Raw genomic sequence first — 15,979 nt, 5'->3', positions numbered from 1 at the left:
TCCAATTTGGATACAGGAATATCTTGGGCAGATGTGTTTCAGAATCAACATAACCCAAATAAAACAAGCGTTTTACGCTCTTTTATAAGATTTTGATATCGGTTGCAGGAATCCAACCTTCTTTACCATCTGCCAGCCGAATCATTTGCCAATCGCCTTCGGTTTCCAGCACGCGAACTTTGGTTCCTTCATGTAAAACGAAAGCCTCCTCGCTGGCTAAATTAGGCTCGCTTTTAATTTCAGCTTCTGCTGAAAAAACAATAGCAAACTGTTTGTTTTTTTCATTAGACTGCGCCTGAAACGCCAGAGCAAGACTCAACAATCCTAACCCCAAAGCCACAAAAGACGTAGTAAAAAAGCCACGTTTTAAAGCCGTAGTTTTCCCGAAGTAATAAATGATAAAACTCAAGGCAAAAAGCAGCATGCACACCACAGTAACGATCGCCCAACCGTCTAGAGAGAAAATATGAAGCAATTGATTCCACCATCTTTTAAAAGTATTTTCTGGCAACGGCGTTATGGCGTCAATGGTCATGTTTTGTGCAAACTCCAGATTATTCTTGATCTCTTTATCATTAGGCTTGAGTGCTAGCGCTTTTTCATAATTATAAACGCTTGGTGCAATACGATTGAGTTTATAATTGGCATTAGCCAAATTATAATAAACAGCCGCCGACTCGTAACCAGAATCGAGAACTTTCTCGTAATTCTTGATAGCTTCCTCAAAATTATTCTGCGCATACTGCGAGTTTCCGGTTTCAAAAAGCTGCTGTGGCGTTTGTGCATTTAAGCTCAGCGAAGCCATAAACAGCACAAGAATTACAAAACGATAGCTTGATCTTATCATTGTTTTCATAACTGTTTATCTATTTCTGAAATTACACGAGAAGCCTGCTCATAATCGTGTTGCATAGCATCACTGCTGGATGGTGTGTAGCGCGCAAATTCGCAGCTTTCTAAGAGCTTCAGGAATGCCGCAGTAGTTTCTACGGTTACACCACGATCCTGAAGCAACTGGCTGATGCGCTCTTTACTCATTTCACTTGTTTGAATATTCAACCGTGCTTTTAAATAATTATGCAAACACTTTTCTAAGGCTAAATAGAAAGCGGTTTGATCGCCCAAACTCTTTTTGGCATCGCCTAAGTATTTTCGAGCCAACTTATCGGCCTTGCGTAAGCGATTTCCTTTCACATCATTTTGATAAGCTCTGCGTTTACGACCGAATAAAATCGCTAACGGAATCAACACCACCGGTGTAACCAACAAACTCCAGAATGCGGTAGAACCAAAAAATCGATCTTGATTCATCGGCTTCAGTTTCGCATCAGATTTGATGTAGGCAAATTGCTTGGTTTCTTCCACAGGGATTTTATCAGCCTTATCTGAAGTCGCTAGAGTTGCAGGACCATTTTCTACATCAATCACGATCTCGTCGCTGCTAAGCGTTTTATACTGCTCTGTCGCAGGATCAAAATAAGAAAAGCGAATAGGCGGAATAGGATAGCTTCCCTTTTGCTGCGGAACTATCGTATAACGTGCGCTGTTAGAACCTGCCATCCCATTAAGTGAAACACGAACGTCCTGCTCGTTTTCGGGCTCATATACTTCAAGTGCACTTGGCAATTTAGGCTTTGGTAGCGTGAAGAGTTTTAGATTCCCATTTCCTTTTGCAGTTAATGTAAGATCTAGTGCCTCTTGTGCGTCGAGTTTCGTTTTACTGGCTACAACATCAAAATCAAAGTTTCCTACCGCTCCGCTAAAATTCTCGGGCTTCCCGTCTTCCGGTAAGGCTTTTACATTGACTTTTCGGGTGGGCGCGGTAACCGTAATTTTTGCCGGTCTTGTGATGCGCATTCCAAAAATATCTCTGCGATTGGTTGGCGCTTCCACATTGATATTCAACGCCAATGGCTCGATGGTAAGCTCTCCTGTTTTTTGAGGATAAAGCAGCGTTCTTCTCAAGATCACATAGCGATAGGGTTTACCGTCATACGAACCATCATACACTTTAAATTGTTTCTCATCTATACTCTGACTCCAGAAATCTGCAAACTTAGGTGCGTCGAGTTCGTTCCAGCCATTTACTGCAGTTTCCCGACTTACATACAGCTTATAAACAACCGTAAACGCCTCGTTTAAATAAGGATCATTTTTAGAAACCTCAGCAACCAGATGCACATTATCTTCTGCTGCGGCGACAGGATCATTAGGATCTTTGGGTTTTTCGACCGCGCCGGTCACGGTGATCTCTATAGGAATCGTTTTATACACCGTCCCGTCGATCTCAATTTCGGCCTGGCCTATTTTTAAGGTACCTGTAGCATTAGGCTGCAGAAAGTAGGAGAAGGTTTTAGAGAAACTCGCTTTACCGTTAATCCACTGTTTACTGATGGATTGGTTAGGACCACCTACTACCGTAAACCCTTGAAAACTGGGCGGTCTAAAGTTATCGCCGTCTTGATTCATTTCAAAATCAACACGTAAACGCTCATTAACGCCAAGTTTTTCTTTGCTTACAACGGCATCAAATTCTACCTGAGACCAAGCGCTAAACCCGGCAAACAAAACAATCAGCAAAAATTTTAGCTTCATCTTCATTGTAACTTCTGCTTTTTTTACGTGATACTGGTCTCTAAAATTACCAGTCCTTATCGGTTTTCACCTTTGCTCCTTTAACTTTTTGAGCATTGATCTTATCCTGAACTTTATTCTCTTCGTTTTTCATCGCTTCCAGCAAACTCTTTACTTGCTGAGGAGACAACTGACCTTGACCGGGTTTTGGCTGTTGTTGTTCTTTCTCCTTATCGCCATCTTTACCTTGATCTTTTTGATCACCATCTTTGTCTTCGGGCTTGCCTTTATCGTCCTTATTTTCATCGCCCTGATCTTTCTTTTCATCTCCCTGATCGTCTTGATCTTTAGGCTTGCCGTCATCGCTTTCTTTATCATCACCTTCACCATCCTGATCTTTTTGATCTTCGTTTTGGTCTTGATTTTCATCTTCATTCTCATCATCACCGCCGCCACCGCCGTTTTTCTCTTCTTCCTTTTTAGCAAGCGCTAGATTATAACGTGTTTCTTCATCGGTAGGATCGTTGCGCAATGCATTTTTATACGCTTCAACTGCTTTTTTGTAATCCTTTTGTTGATAAAATGCATTCCCAAGATTGTGAAACGCCTTATGTTTTTCAGCCTTTGTTTGGGCTACCTCAGCTGCCTGAATATAGCGATTCATTCCCTCACCATATTTTTTGTTTCGGTAGTAATTATTACCCATATTGTATTTGGCTGCCGCATTTGCAGGATCTTTGGCTACCGCTTTTCGATAGGCAGATTCTGCCGCTGCAAACTCATTTGAGGCAAACTCATCGTTAGCTTCTGCTACAAAATCCTGTGCCTCCAAAATAGCCGGATCGGGTTTTTCGCTTTGCGCAAACACCACACCGGTAACCAAAATAAAGGTCAAGCTTAAAAGGTTATTTATAAAATTCTTCATCTTCAAAAAGATTAAGATTTAGACTTATTTTCATTGAATAGATTCAGTTTTCTCACCCAGGCCGTTTTACGCTCCAGCAAGAACACATCTATAATTAGCAAGAATAGTGCCGCAGCAACAAACCACTGAAACTGGTCTTTAAAATCGGCAAATTGCTTGGCTTCAAATTCTTTTTTATCCATTTGATTTAAAGCGGAAGCCATTTTGTCAACGACTTCTTGCGTACTGTTCCCATTGATGTATTCACCATCAGCCTCAGCTGCGATCTCCTGAAGCGTTGCCGGATCTAGCTTAGTGATCACCGTCTCTCCATTCTGATCTTTTTTATACGACTGAACAACACCATTTCTTTTAATAGGAATACGATCTCCCGCTTCTGAACCTACACCAATGGTAAAAATGCGAATGCCTTGCTCTGTAGCCGATTCTGCAATAGAAGCTACTTCACCTGCGTGATCTTCTCCATCAGAAATAATCACTAAAACTCTATTGGTCTGCTCCTCATCATTATAGTAGGTTTTTGCCAGCTCAATCGCATCTCTTATGGCTGTTCCCTGGCTCGATAGCATATCGGTATTCATCGCGTTGAGGAACATCTTGGCACTGCTGTAATCTGTAGTGATGGGCAATTGTGGATAAGCACTTCCTGCATAAGCAATAATCCCCACACGGTCACTGCCTAAATTGTTGATGATCTGTGTAACGAGTTGTTTTGCTTTATCAATTCGGCTGGGAGCGATATCTTCAGCATCCATACTTTTGGAAACATCAACCGCAAAGACTACGTCAACACCTTCCCGCTTTACCGTCTCTAATTTGGTACCGATCTTTGGATTTACCAAAGCCACGGCCATACAGGCCAAAGAGAGACATAAAACGATAAGCTTCAACACCGGTTTAAAAACCGAACGCTGCGGCGTTAATTTTCCCAACAATTCACGGTTGGTCACAAAGCGTTTTTGCGCACTGCGTTTCCAAAGGGTGACTGCAAAGTAAAGCAGTACCACTACCGGAATTGCCAGCAACGCCCAAAACCATATTTTTTCTTCTAGTAAATACACAAATTAACTATTTAGTATTCAATCTATATTTTAAACAAAACTTCTAAACACCGTATACCTCAACAGCAATTCAAACAACAAAAGCAAACCTGCCAGAATAACCAGCGGTCTGAATTTCTCCTCATAATTGGTATACTTAAACTCTTCAACATCTGTTTTTTCAAGCTTGTTGATTTCGGCATAAATCTCCTCTAAAGATTCATTATCGGTCGCTCTAAAATAAAGTCCGCCGGTTTTATCTGCGATCTCTTGCAGCAAGGCTTCATCAATTTCAACAGGAATGCTTCCATATTGAAAACTTCCGTCAGGGCGTAAAGCAACAGGAGAAAGCGCTGTACCGTTAGTTCCCAGACCTATGGTGTAGACTTTGATCCCAAATTCCTGAGCCAATTCACTCGCGGTACTCGGCTCTATAAATCCGGCGTTATTCACACCATCAGTCATCAAAATGATCACCTTGCTTTTTGCCCTACTGTCTTTTAAGCGGTTTACCGAAGTCGCCAATCCCATTCCTATCGCAGTACCACCCTCGATAATGCTATTATATTGAATATCATTAAGCGAACTCAACACAATACTTTTATCGCTGGTAATAGGCGTTCTCGTGTAACTCTCTCCCGCATATTCTACGAGACCAATTCGGTCGCTAGGGCGATCTGCAATAAACTGTGAAGCCACCTCTTTAAGCGCCTCAAGACGATTAGGTTTTAGGTCACGCGCCAACATACTCGCCGAAACATCAATGGCGATCACAATGTCAATTCCGCGTGTGGTGTTTGTTCGAGTAGAAACATCAACGTTGCGCGGCCGCGCCAAAGCTGTGATCAAACAGGCTAATGCCAACAGACGTAAAACGAATAAAACGGGACGGAATTTTGCCAGCAAACCGCTGCCTGCTTTAAATCCCTTTAAACTCGAAAGTTTAACCTGAGCCGTGAGCTTATTTCGTTTAAAGAAATACCACACTGCAACTACCGGAAGCAGGAGGAACAACCAGAAAAATTCAGGACTTTGAAATTCAAAATTACTTAACATCGGTAGGTACAGATTTTTGAAGTTCTACTGAATTTATAATGCGCGCGCTCATCTCTTTTGCATAGGTATCATCTTCACGATGGGCTACTAAAATTTGCTGCAAGACACCCGGAGCCGTAAATAAAAGCATCTCATATGCTCCTTTACTGAATTCGTCTTTATTCAAGGTTTCTGGGAAATCACCTGTTCCGTAAACGCGTAAACCTTCAGTTCCTTCGGGCGTGGTGTATTTTTCGGTTTTAACGATCAGGTTTTTTGCACCGTTGGCTTCAATCGTACTGATGAATCCTTGCGCCGAAGCTTCTAAATTAGCTTCATTTTTTCCGCCAAAGCGGGTATTATTTACCACCACATAAAAGTCGTCAATCAAGCTTCCGTAGGTAAAGGTGCTCATATCCATCTGTTGCTTGAGCGAATCTGGCAAAGCGATCTCGTCACGCTCTAAAATACGCGGCGTACTGATGATCACCGGAGGATAACCATACTCACTGCGTACCCAATCACTTTCAAGCAAATCTTTTGAAGGATGCCCGATGAAATTATCTTTTACAAAATCAAAACCTTTGGTAGCGATTAAAATTCCTGTAGCGATCACTAAAATTCCAAAAACTCCAAGTACCGAAGTTAAAATAAGCTTGCGCTTGCGACGCTTTGCCAAGGCTTCACGATAAGCCGCATCTCGCATCAATTCTTCTTCTGTAGGCGGCGGGATCGCTTCTTTGGTTTCTTTTACGATCTCTTCAGCAACCAGACGATCTGCTTCAGCCTGGCCGGTTCCCGGAGACGTACGAGCAAACTTGGTAAGATCGGCACGCTTTAGGATTTGGTCTAACTTAAGAATGGTTTCTTTGCTCAAATCAATTTTGCCTTCCTGCTTTTCGAGCATTAAGCGCTCGATCAATTCTGAAGAAGTACTTTCCATAGAGCGGTCATAAACCTCTTCATCAAGATACCTTCTTACGATGTCTGTAAGTTTTGAATAGTACGCCTTGGTCACATCGCGCTCATCAATACCTCGCGCAGGTTCTTTATACTCTTCGTCAAGTTGTTTTAATGAAAATAATGCCTGCTCAAACGGCGGAAGCTTTTGCTCTGCTGCTGCTTTTTTACGACTGCGTCGAATAATAAAAACTAAGAATCCACCTATTATCGCGGCAAGCAATAAAAAGTACAATAAATACTCCCAGAATTTACTAGTTGCGCGCTCTACAGCGACAATATCTTTAATATCGTAAAGGCCTTGTTTGGTCGTGTCGACCACTACATTGTTCACTTCGATCGCAACCGAATCTGTATAAAAGGGTTGTTGATTTATCGACACAATCTGACGTGGAATCGTGTATGACCCGCTATCAAACTGGGTGAGCCCATAGCGTTTGATCAAGTTCATCTTTGCCCCGGCGTACGAAGTGTCGACCTGATAGGCTTCGATCATTTCCAAAGGCTGAAAGGTTTGCCCTTCAGGAAACATCACAAGATCTGTAGAATCTGCCGAAACTTGAAACTCATACGTGATCTGCTCACCAATACGAATTGACGTGGTATCAACGGCTCCGGCAACTTGCTGTGCCTGCATATTTAAAGCACCAAAAAACATTAAAATCAAAGCCGAAGCCAGCATCTTTATGCTACAAATGCACGTTTTATTTTGAAGTATATTAGGGTTACTGTTCATTGTTGTGTTATCCTCTTCGTTTAAAATAACCTAATAATTTTTTGACATAGCTTTCATCGGTACGTACATCGATCACGCCGGCACCGCTTCTTGTAAAACTATCTTTATAATACGCCACGCGATCGCGGTAATATTTTGCATAATTGTTACGCACCTTTTTTGATGTGGTATTGACCAGCAATAATTCGCCGGTTTCTTCATCTTCCATTTGCACAATTCCCAAACTCGGGATTTCTTCCTCACGCTGATCGTAAATACGTATACCTGTAATATCGTGACGCTTGGCCGCGATCTTCATCGTGTCCTGATAGTCGTCTGCAATAAAATCTGAAAGGACAAAGACAATGGCTTTTTTCTTCATCACTCCAGAAAGGAATTTCAAAGCCTGTGCCACATCGGTCTTTTTACTTTTCGGTTTGAATTCTAAAAGTTCGCGAATGATACGCAGTACGTGTGATTTTCCTTTTTTAGGCGGAATGTATAATTCGATACCATCTGAAAATAAAATGAGTCCGATTTTATCATTATTCTGCAATGCCGAAAATGCCAGGGTTGCGGCAATTTCTGTAACCACTTCAGACTTCAACTGCTGGTCTGTTCCAAAGAATTCTGAACCACTCACATCGGCCACCAGCATCATCGTAAGCTCGCGCTCTTCTTCAAAAACCTTTACAAAAGGCTCATTGTAGCGTGCGGTGACATTCCAATCTATATTGCGCACATCATCACCAAACTGGTATTGACGTACTTCACTAAAGGTCATACCACGCCCTTTGAACGTAGAGTGATATTCCCCGCCAAAAATATGATCAGACAGTCTTCTGGTCTTGATCTCAATTTTGCGTACTTTTTTTAGAAGTTCTTTAGTGTCCATGAATATGTAATCAAAAAGAAAATCAGCAGGCAGTAGTTGCTATTTTTCAAGCAAGAACTGCGAACTGATTTCTGTCTTTTAAGTTTATGGTACTTCGATCTCGTTTACGATCTTGTTTATAATTTCTTCGGTAGTTACGTTTTCTGCTTCTGCTTCATAAGTAATTCCTATACGGTGACGCAATACGTCGTGTACTACTGCACGCACATCTTCTGGAATCACATAACCGCGACCTTTGATAAACGCATAACATTTTGAAGCCGTTGCCAGGTTGATACTACCCCGTGGCGAAGACCCAAAACTGATCAAAGGTTTTAAATCTGCCAACTTATAATTTTCCGGATAACGCGTCGCAAAGATGATATCAAGAATGTACTTCTCGATCTTCTCATCCATATACACCTCTTTTACGGCTTCCTGCGCACGCAAGATCTGTTCGATAGAAACAACCGGATTTACTTTTTCAAAAGAGCCTTTTAGATTGGCGCGTATGATGAGCTGTTCTTCGGCTTGCTTAGGATAATCGATAACGGTTTTAAGCATAAAACGGTCAACTTGCGCTTCAGGAAGTGGATAGGTCCCTTCTTGCTCTACCGGGTTTTGAGTTGCCATAACCAAGAACGGTCTGTCAAGCTTAAAGGTCTCATCACCAATGGTCACCTGCTTCTCCTGCATCGCTTCCAGCAATGCACTCTGTACTTTAGCCGGGGCACGGTTAATCTCATCCGCGAGGACGAAATTGGCAAAAATAGGTCCTTTCTTTATGCTGAAATCATTCAGTTTCATATTGTAAATCAAGGTACCCACAACATCTGCCGGAAGTAAATCTGGCGTAAACTGAATACGGCTAAAGCTACCGTGAACCGCTTGAGAAAGCGTGTTGATCGCTAATGTTTTTGCCAGACCGGGAACTCCCTCCAGCAAAATATGCCCACGCCCCAAAAGGCCTATGAGCAAACGTTCTACCATATGCTTTTGTCCTACGATGACTTTATTCATTTCCATCGTAAGTACTTTTACAAAAGCACTCTCTTTTTCGATCTTTTCGTTAATCGCTCCTATATCAACAGATGCGTTATCTTCCATACTCTAGTTTTATGTACGTTTTATATGACTCTGAGGTCTACAAGGTTATACTTTATTGCTAACCATTTTGTTAAGCAATGGTTAAAATCCCCTGTAAGCACGGCTTGCGGAAAGCTTTTAGGGGTAATTCTAAAGACGACATCTCGTGAGAAATGTTGCAAAAAAAAAGCAATCTTTTCAGATTGCTTTTCAAAGATACGTGTTCTTTATGTTTTATTCAACGGTAATAGCACCTAGCGCTGTAGTCTCACCATTTACAACTGCTACATCTTCTACAACTACTGTTGTAATCACATCTGCAACAAGTTCGGCCTCGATCGTTACATCATAAACACCTTCTGGCAAACCGTTAAGAGCAAAGTCTCCATCGCTGCTCACATTGGTAGACACAACAACGCCTTCACCTTCGGCAGTAATGGTTGCCGGCACATTAAGTGGCAATAATGAACCAGCGATCACACCGGTTGCTTCAATTGCACTCGCTCTAATCACAGGTTTTAATAAATAACCGCCATTACCTTGCTCTACAATAGATTCTTCAACATTAAAGTCAAGCACTACCGTATAAAACACTCCGGCTTCTAAAGTTTGATTAAACTGAACCTTTAAACCAGACTGTTGTGCACTTGGCGTTTGCAATGGGTAGGTTTCTCCATCTACAACTACGGTGTTGTCATCACCAAGCACTAAACGCACTTGACTAATCGCACCAGCAGGAATATCTTCATCTGCAAGAATTGCATAAGCACCACCTGTAAGTTCTAACAGGTCATAAACCTCATCATCGGTGTCAAGCTCAAATTCACCATCTACAAAAACGTAATCATCGTCATAAGCTTCTTCATTAAAATCGTCGTTATACTTTACAACAACTCCTTCTACATCTATAAAAACATTATCGTAATCTCCTGGTGCATCCACCATGCGCACGGTCATATTAGAAGTCCCGGCTTCGGCACTTGCATTGCTATCATCATCACTACAAGAAGATAATCCTAGTATTCCGGCTACTAACAGCCCATATTTCAACATATTTTTCATAATATTCTAATTAAATTCAGTCATTAATTTGCTCAAAAATGAAGTAAATTCTTACGTTGCAAAAAATCATTAACGACAATTAACGTGTTTTTATCTTCTTTTAATAAACCGCTATAATTTTATTAGGAGGACTTAAGAATACTTAACAAATACACTTAATTATGTCTAGACCAACAGCTTTAATTACCGGTGCCACAAGCGGTATAGGTGCAGCCACTGCTAAACACTTTGCTAAAAACGGCATTAATCTTATCCTCTGCGGAAGACGTCAAGAACGCCTAGATGCGCTTAAAAACGAATTACAACAACTCGTTGAAGTGCACACTTTGACTTTTGATGTTCGAAATAAAAAAGACGTAGAAAATGCGATTAATGACTTGCCTGAAGCTTTTCAGCACATAGATATTCTTATCAACAATGCGGGCAACGCACACGGTCTTGATCCTATTCAGGATGGAAGCACAGACGATTGGGATGCGATGTTGGACATCAACGTCAAAGGCTTGCTCTATGTAAGTGATAGGATCATCCCAAAAATGATCGCACAAAATAGTGGGCACATTATCAACATAGGTTCAACCGCCGGTAAGGAGGTGTACCCCAAAGGTAATGTGTATTGCGCAAGTAAACACGCCGTGGATGCAATTAATCAAGGCATGCGTATAGATTTGAATGGCTATAACATACGTGTGGGAGCGGTTAATCCGGGAATGGTTGAGACCGAATTCAGCGAAGTTCGTTTTAAAGGCGACTCAGAAAAAGCAGATAAAGTGTATCAAGGGTTTAAACCTTTACAAGCTGAAGATATCGCAGATATTATTCATTTTGTAGTCACTCGCCCTTACCATGTGAACATTGCAGACCTTGTAGTTATGAGTGTGGATCAAGCTTCTTCTACGGTGGTGAACAAGCAATAATTATTATTTTTATTGTTATTACTATTATTCACCCGCAAGATGGCACATTACAACTCATTTGAAGAACTAGAAATTTTTAAGAAAGCTAGAGTTCTTGCTAATAATGTTTGGAAACTAATTCAGACTTCTAATTTGAAACAAGACTTTGAACTTATAAATCAAATAAATGCTTCATCAGGTTCTGTAATGGATAACATTGCTGAAGGCTTCGGCAGAGGTGGAAATAAAGAGTTTATTAATTTTTTGGGCTTTGCTAAAGGATCTTGTTGCGAAACAAAATCGCAATTGTTAAGATGTTTAGACAGAGGGTATTTAGGCGAGGAAACATTTGATGAACTCAATCAAGAAACCCAAGAATTGATTGATCAGTTGGGTAAATTTTCTAACTATCTTAAAAACTCAGAAAAACGCGGAAGTAAATTTGATTGACTTGTGAACTACCTCAGGGTAAGCGAGCGAGGCTTTACTTGGAATCGAATTTTCAATTTCGAGACAAGTCTTGGAGTTTTGAACCCTTTGGCCGTGCCAATAAAAATAACAATACTAATAGCAATAAAGAATGATCAACAAACGCCTGCTCATTAAAAACTTACTCGCACATAATGACGAGAACAGTTTTTATGACAAAAAGCGAAAAGTTGACATCAGTACCAAAGAAGGCAAGGCTAAGTTTTTAAAACACGTATGTGCGCTTTCTAATTCGAACCCCAAAAACAACAGTTATATCGTAATTGGAGTTGAAGATGAAACTAACGAAATCTTAGGCGTTCCGTTTTTTGATGATAGCAAAATTCAAAATTTGGTGAATGCCTATTTGACCAATCCGCCACTGATTTCTTATGAAAACATTCCGTTTCCGCATTTGCCTTCAGATCAGGTAATTGGTTTAGTCACCATAAGACCAATCAATAAACTCACAGCGCTAAAGAAAAACATCTGGAAATATTGGGGTGGCACTGCTTTTTTTAGAGACGGAAGCATCTCTATGCCCAAGGTTTTTAAGAGTGAAATCAAAGATGTGAACAGCGAGATCGTCGCCACGATCGAAAAACACGCTCACAACAGTATTGAATTGACTCTGGACGGCGTTATCGATTTTATCAATGTGCGGCACGCAGATCTGTTTACGCAGTACAAAGTGTTTAAAGAGCAATTTGTGGTTTGCTGGGCAGGCAATAAAAAAGAGGTTAAAGGCAACACCTATTTTAGTCGCGTAGATATCGAACTGATCAACGAGCAAGTGCGGCTTTTTTATTCGGCTTTAGACGAAGTTTCCATTGCTATGACCGATGATCATTTTACTATTTTAGAATACGTACTGCTAGGACTTCAGAATGAATATAAATATTATCCGCTGGAAGAATTGACGATCAATTTTAATGAAAACGGGTCATACACTATTGACAGCACTTTAGTCTTTGAGCCACCTCAATTTGACCGAAAATTGCTCTATCATATTTATAACAATAACAATACTATTCTTAAGAAAGTATTGGCTAATAAAGAACTCAACAAAGGCGAACTTGAAGACCTGTACAACCTGCCGGCAACGTATTTAATTTGCTACCTCAACGGGTTTGAACCGGCGCTTGATAAACTAGAACGTATTCGGCCGTATCTTAGAAAATACGGCACCAAACTTTACAATGCATACAAAGAAAACATTCGCATTTTGCGAAAAGTAAAATACAATTCATGACACGTACCCTCGCCATAGGCGACATTCACGGCGGCCTGAGAGCACTTGAACAAATTCTTGAGCGCGCCAAAGTAACCCAAGACGATTTACTTATTTTTTTAGGAGACTATGTTGACGGCTGGAGTGAGAGCGCACAAACGGTTTCCTTTTTAATTGAATTGTCAAAAACGCATAATTGCATTTTTATGCGAGGTAATCACGATGATCTGGCGTATCAATGGTTGCGAGACAATACCAAAAATGACACTTGGCTCAATCACGGCGGAAGAAGCACGATGAAGTCTTATGAAAACATCACCCAAGAAACCAAACAAGAGCATCTTGAATTCTATAAAAACCTCAAAGATTATCATATAGATGAACAAAACCGCATGTTTGTTCATGCCGGTTTTCAAAACCGCAATGGTCCCGAGTTTGAACATTACAGCACGGCTTTTTATTGGGATCGCACCTTTTGGGAAATGGCAGTTAGCCTTGACAAACGCATTAAAAAAGAGGACCCGGAATATCCTATGCGGCTGCAATACCACAAAGAGATCTACATCGGTCACACTCCTGTAACCCGCATCGCCAGAGACGAACCAACGCAAATGGCTAATGTTTGGAATGTAGACACGGGAGCTGCCTTTAAAGGAAAGCTTTCGATCATAGATGCTGATACAAAGGAATTCTGGCAAAGTGATCCTGTTTACACTTTGTATCCTGATGAAGAAGGAAGAAACGCATAAATGATCTTGAAGTAAGCCATAGAGCATTTAAATCTTGCCCATCGAGTAAATAGTTTGAAACAAAATATAGACTTTTGATACTCATAAGTATACAGCTTCATTAAAACCGAAACAACCTATGGGAATATTTGATAAGATTAAAGAAAAACTCAGCCACGAATTTATCGACATCATCGAGTGGCTCGATTATACGCCAGATACCATTGCACATCGTTTTGAGCGCTATCAAAACGAAATTAAGAACAACGCAAAACTCATCGTACGCGAGGGACAAACTGCTGTTTTTATCAATGAAGGTCAGCTTGCAGATGTTTTTGGGCCGGGAACATACACTTTAAACACACAAAACCTTCCTATTCTTTCTACACTTAAAGGCTGGAAATATGGTTTTGACAGTCCGTTTAAGGCAGAAGTATATTTTGTAAACACCCATTTATTCACCGACGAAAAATGGGGAACAAAAAACCCAATTACCTTAAGTGACGATCGTTTTGGCTTGGTCGAAATCAGAGCTTTTGGAACTTATGCATTTAAAATAAGCGACGCCGGAACATTCATTAAAGACATTGTAGGCACCGATGCCAATTTTACCAATTTTGAGATCAATGAGCATCTCAAAAGCCTGATCGCAACGCGATTTACAGACACCGTTGGAGAAGCCAATCTTCCGATAGAATTGTATGCTGCAAACACTACAGAACTTTCTGAGACGTGTAAAGAAGTGATGCAACCCGAGTTTACGTCGGTGGGAATTTCGCTTGAAAAATTCTATATCGAAAATGTATCGATGCCCGAAGAGCTCAAAAAAGAAATCTTCGAATACAGCCGAATCGATAAACTCGACCTTGATAAGTTAACCAAATTCAAAACTGCAAAAGCTATTGAAGCTGCTGCAAATAATGAAGGCGGTACCGCCGGTGCCGGGATGGGAATGGGAATGGGCTTTGCGCTTGCCCAACAAATGGGAAATGCCATGAGCAAGCCACAGGCACAACAACCGCAAGCCGCTGCAACACCTCCTCCAATGCCGGTCGCAACACAATATTATTATGCTCAGAATAATACGCAGCAAGGACCTGTAAGTTTTGATCAGTTACAGGCACTTTTTGCTTCGCGTACGATCAATAGAAATTCTTTGATCTGGAAACAAGGCATGAGTGAATGGAAAGCGCTTCAGGAGATCGAAGAACTGAAACCCTTTTTAGGCGGAAATACACCACCTCCACTTCCGGGTCAATAATTAATTTTCAAAGCTGCTTTGACCGAACCATCCATTCAAAAATCTGAACTCAAAAAAGCCTGTAAAAATTGTGGTGCCGAGCTTAAATACAGGCCTGGCACCACAACGATTACGTGCGAATACTGCGGAAACCAAGAGCAAATCGCACTGGAAACCGATCCTATCAAAGAATTACCGCTTCGGCAATTTCTTCAGGAAAAAGGAGCTCAGGCAAACAGTGAAGAAATAAGCATACTGCATTGTAAAAATTGCGGCGCCAATCAGCACGTTGAAGAGAATTACAAGTCCTTGCATTGCGTGTATTGCGGCACACCACTAATTCGAGAAGATGCAAAAACTGAGCAATGGATCCTTCCGGGCGCGGTGTTGCCTTTTCAGCTTACACAAGAAGAGGCTATTCTTCGGTTTAAAAAATGGGTAAACGGACTTTGGTGGGCGCCCAACGATTTAAAAAAAGCAACGCTAGATCCTCAATTTACTAAAGGTTTATACTTACCGTATTGGACGTTTGACGCGCAACTTTATGGTCAATATAGCGGTGCTCGGGGTGATTACTATTACGAAACACAATCCTACAAAGACAGCAAAGGGCGAAGACGCACACGCCGCGTGCGCAAAACCCGTTGGATTCCCATAAGCGGAAACATTAGCGGTTTTGTAGATGATACGCTCATCAAAGCCTCAAAGCAACATACCGGTAAAGTACCTCGTGGTGTCGCACTGTGGAATTTAAAAAAGCTACAGCCGTTTGAAAGCAGCTTTCTCGCGGGTTTTGTAACCGAAAAATATACCATTCCACTTAAGGATGGGCATCTCGAAGCTCAGGAAGAAATGCGTCGCATTGCAGACACGTGGGCGCGTCGCGATATTGGTGGAGACGAGCAACGGGTAAATACGTTAAACATCAACCTGGAAGAAGAAACTTTCAAACATATTTTGTTACCGGTTTATATCTCGGCGTATCGCTATAAAGGAAAAGAATACAGCTTCTTTGTAAATGGAGAAAACGGAAGCATTTCAGGAAAACGCCCCTATTCCTTCTGGAAAATTTTCTTTGCCGTGTTGGCAGGGATTCTCCTTTTTGGATTGGTGTACTTGTTCAGCAAGTAAATAAAAAAAGCCGC

General features: G+C 41.2%; 15 protein-coding genes. 6 read left to right on the top strand and 9 right to left on the bottom strand.

All coding sequences use genetic code 11. The annotated features are described in order from the left end of the window. Nucleotides 1–82: 82 nt before the first annotated feature. From WA338_RS00690 to WA338_RS00650, 9 genes are all read right to left on the bottom strand, one after another. Entirely contained in the window at nucleotides 83–856 is a 774-nt protein-coding gene (locus WA338_RS00690; protein WP_009778451.1) for an SH3 domain-containing protein, read from the bottom strand. Then, complete coding sequence (locus WA338_RS00685) at nucleotides 853–2,601, bottom strand: BatD family protein (RefSeq protein ID WP_009778450.1); 1,749 nt, start codon at nucleotides 2,599–2,601, stop codon at nucleotides 853–855. The genes WA338_RS00690 and WA338_RS00685 overlap by 4 nt, the downstream gene beginning before the upstream one ends. A gap of 40 nt (nucleotides 2,602–2,641) precedes the next feature. Next, nucleotides 2,642–3,499, bottom strand: a complete 858-nt coding sequence (locus WA338_RS00680) for a tetratricopeptide repeat protein (protein ID WP_009778449.1) — start codon at nucleotides 3,497–3,499, stop codon at nucleotides 2,642–2,644. An 11-nt stretch (nucleotides 3,500–3,510) separates the two neighbouring features. Continuing rightward, on the bottom strand, nucleotides 3,511–4,560 hold the full coding sequence (locus WA338_RS00675; RefSeq protein WP_009778448.1) for a vWA domain-containing protein: 1,050 nt from the start codon (nucleotides 4,558–4,560) through the stop codon (nucleotides 3,511–3,513). A 30-nt stretch (nucleotides 4,561–4,590) separates the two neighbouring features. After that, entirely contained in the window at nucleotides 4,591–5,595 is a 1,005-nt protein-coding gene (locus tag WA338_RS00670) for a vWA domain-containing protein (protein ID WP_009778447.1), read from the bottom strand. After that, entirely contained in the window at nucleotides 5,585–7,171 is a 1,587-nt protein-coding gene (locus tag WA338_RS00665) for a hypothetical protein (RefSeq protein WP_273016878.1), read from the bottom strand. Before WA338_RS00665 ends, WA338_RS00670 begins: the two co-directional genes overlap by 11 nt. A 106-nt stretch (nucleotides 7,172–7,277) precedes the next feature. Further along, a complete protein-coding gene (locus tag WA338_RS00660; RefSeq protein WP_009778445.1) occupies nucleotides 7,278–8,144 on the bottom strand; it encodes a DUF58 domain-containing protein in 867 nt (288 codons plus the stop codon). Nucleotides 8,145–8,228: 84 nt separating this feature from the next. Then, nucleotides 8,229–9,230 (bottom strand): AAA family ATPase, encoded by a 1,002-nt coding sequence (locus WA338_RS00655; RefSeq protein ID WP_009778444.1) that lies wholly within the window; start codon nucleotides 9,228–9,230, stop codon nucleotides 8,229–8,231. A gap of 213 nt (nucleotides 9,231–9,443) precedes the next feature. Continuing rightward, nucleotides 9,444–10,271 carry a DUF4382 domain-containing protein gene (locus WA338_RS00650; protein WP_272987185.1) on the bottom strand — a complete coding sequence of 276 codons (828 nt, stop codon included), beginning with the start codon at nucleotides 10,269–10,271 and terminating at the stop codon, nucleotides 9,444–9,446. Nucleotides 10,272–10,432: 161 nt separating this feature from the next. Between WA338_RS00650 and WA338_RS00645 the strand changes: the two genes are divergently transcribed. From WA338_RS00645 to WA338_RS00620, 6 genes are all read left to right on the top strand, one after another. Further along, on the top strand, nucleotides 10,433–11,188 hold the full coding sequence (locus WA338_RS00645; protein ID WP_009778442.1) for an SDR family NAD(P)-dependent oxidoreductase: 756 nt from the start codon (nucleotides 10,433–10,435) through the stop codon (nucleotides 11,186–11,188). Nucleotides 11,189–11,227: 39 nt separating this feature from the next. Next, nucleotides 11,228–11,617: a four helix bundle protein gene (locus WA338_RS00640; RefSeq protein ID WP_009778441.1), complete on the top strand. Its 390-nt coding sequence runs from the start codon at nucleotides 11,228–11,230 to the stop codon at nucleotides 11,615–11,617. 130 nt (nucleotides 11,618–11,747) lie between these two features. Continuing rightward, a complete protein-coding gene (locus WA338_RS00635) occupies nucleotides 11,748–12,887 on the top strand; it encodes an ATP-binding protein (protein WP_009778440.1) in 1,140 nt (379 codons plus the stop codon). Continuing rightward, the gene (locus WA338_RS00630; RefSeq protein ID WP_009778439.1) at nucleotides 12,884–13,615 is read left to right on the top strand and encodes a metallophosphoesterase; all 732 of its coding nucleotides are present in this window, start codon (nucleotides 12,884–12,886) and stop codon (nucleotides 13,613–13,615) included. The genes WA338_RS00635 and WA338_RS00630 overlap by 4 nt, the downstream gene beginning before the upstream one ends. A gap of 118 nt (nucleotides 13,616–13,733) precedes the next feature. Further along, nucleotides 13,734–14,855, top strand: a complete 1,122-nt coding sequence (locus WA338_RS00625; protein WP_009778438.1) for an SPFH domain-containing protein — start codon at nucleotides 13,734–13,736, stop codon at nucleotides 14,853–14,855. A gap of 18 nt (nucleotides 14,856–14,873) precedes the next feature. Next, a complete protein-coding gene (locus tag WA338_RS00620) occupies nucleotides 14,874–15,965 on the top strand; it encodes a DNA helicase PriA (RefSeq protein WP_272987187.1) in 1,092 nt (363 codons plus the stop codon). Nucleotides 15,966–15,979 lie beyond the last annotated feature (14 nt).

This window comes from Leeuwenhoekiella sp. CH_XMU1409-2 (assembly GCF_037029365.1).
In the GTDB taxonomy this organism is placed as follows: domain Bacteria; phylum Bacteroidota; class Bacteroidia; order Flavobacteriales; family Flavobacteriaceae; genus Leeuwenhoekiella; species Leeuwenhoekiella blandensis.
This window is presented reverse-complemented; position numbering and strand designations above follow the sequence as displayed.